This is a genomic window from Fimbriimonadaceae bacterium, assembly GCA_019638775.1.
In the GTDB taxonomy this organism is placed as follows: Bacteria; Armatimonadota; Fimbriimonadia; order Fimbriimonadales; family Fimbriimonadaceae; genus JAHBTD01.
In genome coordinates, this window is the sequence record JAHBTD010000060.1 from 1 (window position 1) to 4,813 (window position 4,813).

General features: G+C 54.8%; 5 protein-coding genes. 2 read left to right on the forward strand and 3 right to left on the reverse strand.

All coding sequences use genetic code 11. From position 1 onward, the window contains the following. Positions 1–340 precede the first annotated feature (340 nt). The 3 genes from KF784_19555 to KF784_19565 form a co-directional block, all read right to left on the reverse strand. Positions 341–1,231 carry a tetratricopeptide repeat protein gene (locus tag KF784_19555; GenBank protein ID MBX3121262.1) on the reverse strand — a complete coding sequence of 297 codons (891 nt, stop codon included), beginning with the start codon at positions 1,229–1,231 and terminating at the stop codon, positions 341–343. 693 nt (positions 1,232–1,924) lie between these two features. Beyond that, positions 1,925–2,638, reverse strand: a complete 714-nt coding sequence (locus KF784_19560) for a hypothetical protein (GenBank protein ID MBX3121263.1) — start codon at positions 2,636–2,638, stop codon at positions 1,925–1,927. Further along, on the reverse strand, positions 2,635–2,844 hold the full coding sequence (locus KF784_19565) for a helix-turn-helix domain-containing protein (GenBank protein ID MBX3121264.1): 210 nt from the start codon (positions 2,842–2,844) through the stop codon (positions 2,635–2,637). Before KF784_19565 ends, KF784_19560 begins: the two co-directional genes overlap by 4 nt. Positions 2,845–3,047: 203 nt before the next feature. On the opposite strand from KF784_19565, the gene KF784_19570 reads away from it, so the two are divergent. Further along, complete coding sequence (locus KF784_19570; protein MBX3121265.1) at positions 3,048–3,713, forward strand: hypothetical protein; 666 nt, start codon at positions 3,048–3,050, stop codon at positions 3,711–3,713. Then, positions 3,688–4,813, forward strand: a 1,126-nt coding sequence (locus tag KF784_19575) for a site-specific integrase (protein ID MBX3121266.1), incomplete at its 3' end; no start/stop codon positions are given. The genes KF784_19570 and KF784_19575, both read left to right, overlap by 26 nt.

The window sequence follows — 4,813 nt, forward strand, 5'->3', positions numbered from 1 at the left end:
TCTCATGTTTCACATTGTACGCCATTTGTCGCACAAGTCAATCATCTGTCAGAACAATCGCCCCTTCGCACAGAAACGAGACCATTGGCCAAGACGACGTAAAAAGTACCCTAGAGACTGACAGCGATTAGGGAGGACAGATGGATAATTTCCTCTTATAGAATAAAGGTTTTACCTTCAACCGATAAGGATCAGTGGTGATGGAGGCATACCCGCATTCGTGACCCAAACCCAGGACCAGATTTTCCTCGAAAACGAGACACGGTCTTGAGTCGAAGCACGATACGCCTCCACGAGCTGTGCCATGTCGGACGCTAGAATGTGAACTGCTGAGATCGGCCTAAGATCTTTGTCCAAGAAGCTTAGGATCTAACTGAATGGCCTTATTAATGTCTCTCCGCGCACTTTCGTGGTCACCTATTTCCTTATTCAACTGTCCTCTCATCAAAAAGTAGGTTGCTTCCTGAGGATTGAGATCTATGGCCTTCGTGAGGTCGCTTAAAGCTCCTAGTTTATCGCCCATCTTGACTCGCACTTCTCCTCGTTTCACAAATAGTCTAGCGTCATCGGGGCTAAGTCGTATGGCTTCAGTATAATCAGAGAGCGATCCAGAGAGGTTTTCGACACTAGTGTGTGCCCACCCTCGAAGCCAATAATTGTATGAGTTCTCAGGATCCAACTGAATCGCCATGGAAGCATCTTCAATCGCCCCATGCCAATCTTGTAACATGGCTCTTACCATCCCGCGATTACCATAAGCCTCGGTCAACCCAGGGCTAATTTTTAGAGCTCGCGAGTAATCCTCTGCAGCCCCCTGAAAGTCCCGCAAGTGAGTCTTTACATATCCACGCTTAAACCAAACCTGAGGATCTGACGGATCAAGCGAGATGGCTAAGGAGAGGGGAGGCAGACTTCCTTCGTACTGACCAAGCTTAGCCATGGCCCAGCCTAGGTTTTCCTGAAACATGGCAGTCCCTGGACTTCTCCGGACAGCTTCGCGAAAATCATCCAACCCGCCTGCGATATCACCCACGGCCATTTTGGCTGCCCCTGAGTTATTGAAGCGAGCAGCTTCTTCTAGTGAATCGGGAGATGTAATCGACCTTTTGGCAGGAACAGAGGAGTGAGGCGAACACCCGCCCATCATTGCGATCAGGAGTAATCCATAGACTGGAGCCGCCAACTTCGATTCTTTCACTTTGTCCCGCTCCCCTCCATATCCATTTTGCAATTAAGGCTACAGCTTGTGGTCAGGCACAAAGCTGAAATTGCGAACTCAATCGTAAAGATTGCACCTTACTTTCGAAAGTCCGCAAAGGTAGGGCATGTCCTCAATGTTTTGGCGAGAGTGAATCACTGATGACGAAGGCAGGGACGAGGTTATTATGTGTCTTCCTACTTTGACCATATAGATCAAGTGAAGCGGGGGCTGCGCCCCCGATCCCCCCGGCCGTCCGGTCCAGTGGTCCGGAACGGCCGGGCGGTCTCGTTGGGCGGAATCTTTGCGTTTAATTCTCCGCATGGTTTCAGTATCCCTATGCTATTCACTGTGTTTGCAACGGTCTAACAGAGGGGCGGCCAAGCTGACGCATCGCCGCCGTCTGCAACGACGGAACATCGTTCCCTCTCACCCGTAGCGGATAGTGGACGGGTGACAGGGAGAAATTGATTGGATTGGTTCAGCGTCGCGCAGTGAGCCCCGCACACTCGACACAGAGCCAGATTTCGCACATTACATCCTTGTCCGGATAACAAAACCGCACCCACGCTCGCTCGAATTGGCAAAACTCACAGAGACGTTCCTTCGTATGTTCAGGGCAGAGCCAAGCTTTTCGCGCACGATCATACGTGGTCGCTTCCCGTCCGCAACAAGCTGGGCCAAAAAGACTCGGCAGCCTCAGATCGCATCGATGCCAGATCATGCTCACACCTCCTGATAGACGAGCCCCTTTCCCAACACCAGTTGCAGAATCGTGCCGCTGAACCAAATGGGATGCCCCGAGAGCAGATCCTCCCAGGTCTTGATGAACACGATCCTCGGGATTTCGATCTCACCCCTAATTCGTCGGTAGGCATTCCTGGTAGACCATTGGTGCCGCATTTCTTCCCACAGCCGACTAATGGGAAAGCCGAGCGAACGTTTCCAGGACCAGCACATATTCACGTAGCCGCATTGATCCTGGACGTACTGGCTAATGACGTAGCGGCTCAGCCGGTTTCTTGAACGGTGACTGGGCTGATAGGCCTTGACCCAGACGACCGGAGCCCCGTGGAGGGATTGCCATTGGGTCGAGAGCCATTCCTGTGAGATCCAGAACCGGCGAGCGCGTTCCCCATCCGGCACCCGCCAGGCCCAGAAGATATGGAGCACGCCATGCCCTTCTTCCGTCCGGACCTGGTAATACTCCAACCCCTGAAATCCCAGCTGCCGTTCAATCCTCTGGCGCAGTTGCTTGTGGTGGTAGGTTAGCTTCTCCGCATCCCCACCTTCCGCCGTGGACAGGGTGACCCAGAGCACTTGGAACTGATGACATTCCCAGAACCAGAGGAGCGACCGGACGCGGTGATAGCCCCGTTTCTGCTTTCTGGTCCATTCGCCGGCGACGGGCTCCCGCCGGAACTCCTTCCAGCGGCTCATCGGGCACCTTCCGCTTGAGGAATAACCGGTCTCAGCCCGGCATTGAGAATTCGTTCCAGTTCCTCAATGGGAATCCGCACAGCCCGCACCGACGGCTTCACATAGGCAATCTGCCGTTTCAGGATGTATTTCCTGATCGTGCTTTCCTTGAGCCCTAACCGATTGGCTGCCTCTCGAATCGTGATCAATTGTGTACTCGGGACCATTGGGCACCTCCTTGAAAGAATGGTTGTGAAGAGATCACGCGTATTATTTTTTAGGCGTGATGACTCTTGACAGCCATTAGCAAGGCGGAGGTACACTTGCCAAACAAATTCAGGTGAAGACGGCCCTTCAGCAGGACACTTTTTTCAGTGGTGTTGGGATCAGGAATCTAGGGAGGGGTCAGCGTGAAAAAGGAGCGGAAGGCATGAGCGCACAAGGGAAAGCCGAGCAGGAATTCCAACAGGAGTACCAGAAAGCCATCGAGCGCATCCGCACGATGCCGGATGGCGCCGTCGGGTGGGTGCTCACGTTCCTGCAAACGGACCTCGAAGCCCTAACCCCGACGGAGTGGACGCTGGTGGCGTTTGAAGTCGCGGCCTTTGTCGATGAGACGGGGGAGCGATTCGGCGGGATGGTCGCCCCGGAAAGTGGCTGGAGCGTGGAAGGCGTGCCCAACGCGAAGAATTACCAGACGATTCCCAGTCGCAAAGAAGCCCAGGACATTCAGGCCGCAGTGCTGGCGCAGTTAGAGCACTATTGGCACGAGGGATACGCCGCGTTCACCTTTCCGCAGATGACGTTGGTCGTGGCATCCCCTGGCGGATTCTCTGACGAGGCTGGCACGATCTTGGTCGTCGCGAAACGCAAGGCCAAGGAGTTTGAATACCGCTTTGTCCACCTCCTGGCCCAGTCCGGGGACTACATTCGTCGCTGCCCGGAATGCGCCAAGATCTATTTAGCGATCCGGCGCGACCAGCTATACTGCCACCCGCGCTGCCAGAACCGCGTCGCGGCGAGAAAGTGGCGAGAAGCCCAGAAGACCGAGGAGCGAAAGGAGAGCCGCCGTGGCAAGAAAAGAAGGCAAGGATAGAGGGATTACTCAGCGCAAAGGCCGCAAGGGCTGGTGGGTGCGTGTCTATGCCAACGGACGGGAGCGCTGGCACCGCTGTGACACCAAAACACAGGCAAAAGCGCTCTATGGTCGATTAAAAGCCGATATTCGGGAAGGCACCTATTTCCCCGAGAAATTCGCCCCTCGAAAAGACATCACCCTTCGGGCCTGGATCAATCGCTACCTCGAAGGAACGGTGAACCGAAACAAAGCTGGCGAAGTACTCTATGGACGGCGCTGGTCCCTGCTTATCGGAAGACGCCTACTCACCCAGATTACGGTCGATGATCTCCGGCGGATACAAGCCAAAATGCGCGCCAAGATGAAGGTGAACAAGAAGGAACCGCAACGGCTGTGGGCGGATGCCACGATCAACCGGCATTTTGCGTTCCTCCGACATGTGTTGATGCTAGCCGTCAAAGACGACAAGCTGACCAAGAACCCGGTTTCCAGCCTCAAGTTCTTTCCTGAAGCCAACCGGACGCGATTCCTCACGAGCGAAGAACTGGACCGATTGAGAGGCGTCATGACCCCGGATGACTGGAAATTGGTCGCCTTCGCCGTCGAGACCGGGTTGAGACGAGGAGAACAGTTCTCCCTCCGCTGGAACCAGGTCGATCTGGAAAATGAGGTCCTGACCCTGCCGATGCCGAAGGGAGGCAAAACCCGACATGTGCCCTTGAGTGAGGGAGCCAAGACCATCCTGAGGTCATTTGACTCGTTTCTTCGGTCGGCTTGGGTGTTCCCAGGCTTAAAGGACGTGACCCACCCTATGGATAGCCGTGCTTTTCTCCGGCGTTCGTTTGAGCCTGGTCTGAGGCGAGCGGGGATCGAGGGGGCCTGTTGGCATTCACTCCGACATACCGCAGCCAGCCGCCGTGTCATGGCAGGGGTCGATCTCGTATCAGTGAAGGAGATCCTCGGACACCGTGATATCGAGACGACTATGCGGTATGCCCATCTCGCACCAGGACATCTTCGAGACGCAGTGAATCGAGGGAGTCTGAGTGGAACCGTGACCAAAACCGTGACCAGCGAGGAGGGAATAGTCGAAGAAGCGATGCAACCTATTGATTATC

Bases quoted from the DNA above. Each gene is read 5' to 3' on its own strand.
- KF784_19560 (MBX3121263.1), bottom strand. From the start codon at position 2,638: ATGAGCCGCTGGAAGGAGTTCCGGCGGGAGCCCGTCGCCGGCGAATGG.
- KF784_19565 (MBX3121264.1), bottom strand. From the start codon at position 2,844: ATGGTCCCGAGTACACAATTGATCACGATTCGAGAGGCAGCCAATCGG.
- KF784_19570 (MBX3121265.1), top strand. From the start codon at position 3,048: ATGAGCGCACAAGGGAAAGCCGAGCAGGAATTCCAACAGGAGTACCAG.